Here is a 1670-nt window from a genome sequence, read left to right on the forward strand (position 1 = left end):
TGCAATCGCCCAATCATGCCTCTGGAAGAACACGTCAGCATCAATCACCGCCAGGTATTTTGCATCAGGCGGCAGGCGCGAGACGCCATAACGGATCAGACCCTCCTTGAGCCAGTTTTCCTGCCGACTGTCACCACGGATCTGAAACAGACGGACCCCAGCAAGATCCGGGTCGTGCTGATCAAGAACAAAGTCGCGTTCGCCCATCACATGCTCGATCAGCGTAAGGGTTACGCCAGATGCCTGCATATGCGTGATGAACTTGCGCAGAAGTCGCTCACGCGAACGCCAGCGCCGGTTATTGGAAAAAACGGAGACAACATGCAGTTGTGACGGGTTCATCGTGAATTACTCGCCAGATATGCGTAAAGGAAGAAAGATGCAGCGGCCCCGGTAATGAGGCCGCTGATCCAGAGAAGGATTGCGATGGCGGGGTTCATGGTCAGCCCTGAGATGCCGCAAAGACAGCGATCTGGCCAATGGCCGCATCCCCGCTGAGGGGCGATACGCCACGCAGGCGCGGGCCAGTCATGTCGATCATCGCCTTGAGCAGGTCAATCAGCGTCTCCGCCGCCCCGGCTGCCGTCTTGGCCTCGGACACAACGCTGCTGGACAGGTTGGCCGCCGTGCCGGTGATGACCGCGACAATCAGCGTGTCCACCTTCTCCACATCGGCAAGGATGCTGTCGAAGGCCGTCTTGACGCTGGTGCTGTCATAGGTGACGGACGTGCTAGACCCGGCGGCGGACTGGAACGCGGACAGGGCCGATTTCAGCGACGCAATCACGGCGTTGGCGAGAGCCAGGTTCGCCGTGCCCATCGCGCTTGCGATGAACGACACGTTGATGGATGTGCTGGCGAAGGACAGGATGGCGTTACCGTAATCCACCACCTCGGCCACATTCAGGGTGATTGTGGTGGTCGTGCCGGACTTGGTCGTGGTGCAGGCAGCCAGCAGGCCAGCCGCCAGCGTTCCGGCCCCGGCGCGCAGCAGGGACCGGCGGGAAAGGTTCGGGTTCATGATGTTTTCCTTGTTGATCGATTAGGAAACAGGCGTTTCCGGCTGGCCCTTCTTGTTCAGGACCGGGATGCCAGCCGAGGCCACGGCCTGCTTGGCGGCGGGCTTGTCCACAAGCGGCACCCGCACGCCCGACTGCCCCGGCTTGAAGTGGTTTTCCGCCCAGCCGATGTTCAGGCCGATGGTGGTCATAAGCTGGTAGGCCCATACCCACTTGCTGCCTGCATGCGGCGGCGGGATCATGGCGGTCGCGGCCCCGCAGGCGATGATGAACAGAGCCACATACAGGTCATACTGCGTGGGCACTTCGGTCAGCAGCAGCGCGATGACCGCGCCAAGTCCGCCGAACTTCGCGGTGGTGTTCATGTGATTTCTCCGTTCGATCCAGACAGGGCGCTGGAAATCTGCGCCGGACTGAGGTGCCCCGGCCCATTCTCCATGGTCGTGATGCCCTCGATCAGCCCCCGCATGGTTGCCGCATCATGCAGGTCAAGCACGGTATCGGCCTGCACGCCCATATGGCGGCATAGCGCGGTGATGTAGGCGCTGGTCGCGTTCTCGGTGGGTGGTGCATAGACCGAGATGATGGAAGCCACGGTGGTCAAGCCGCGCTCGGCATAGCGCAGCAACTGGTCGCGCAGGGCGCGGATGC

At 61.7% G+C, this 1670-nt stretch carries 3 protein-coding genes and 1 pseudogene; all 4 read right to left on the reverse strand.

What is annotated here, in order from left to right; all coding sequences use genetic code 11:
* Nucleotides 1–342 (reverse strand): annotated as a pseudogene (locus CFR80_RS17980) (hypothetical protein); the annotation flags it as partial.
* A 100-nt stretch (nt 343–442) separates the two neighbouring features.
* Nucleotides 443–1021, reverse strand: a complete 579-nt coding sequence (locus CFR80_RS17985; RefSeq protein ID WP_110507837.1) for a hypothetical protein — start codon at nt 1019–1021, stop codon at nt 443–445.
* A 21-nt stretch (nt 1022–1042) separates the two neighbouring features.
* On the reverse strand, nt 1043–1384 hold the full coding sequence (locus tag CFR80_RS17990) for a hypothetical protein (protein WP_110507838.1): 342 nt from the start codon (nt 1382–1384) through the stop codon (nt 1043–1045).
* The coding region (locus CFR80_RS17995; protein WP_110507839.1) for a structural protein at nt 1381–1670 on the reverse strand (290 nt) is incomplete at its 5' end. The genes CFR80_RS17995 and CFR80_RS17990, both read right to left, overlap by 4 nt.

The organism is Komagataeibacter oboediens, from assembly GCF_003207815.1.
Taxonomy (GTDB): domain Bacteria; phylum Pseudomonadota; class Alphaproteobacteria; order Acetobacterales; family Acetobacteraceae; genus Komagataeibacter; species Komagataeibacter oboediens.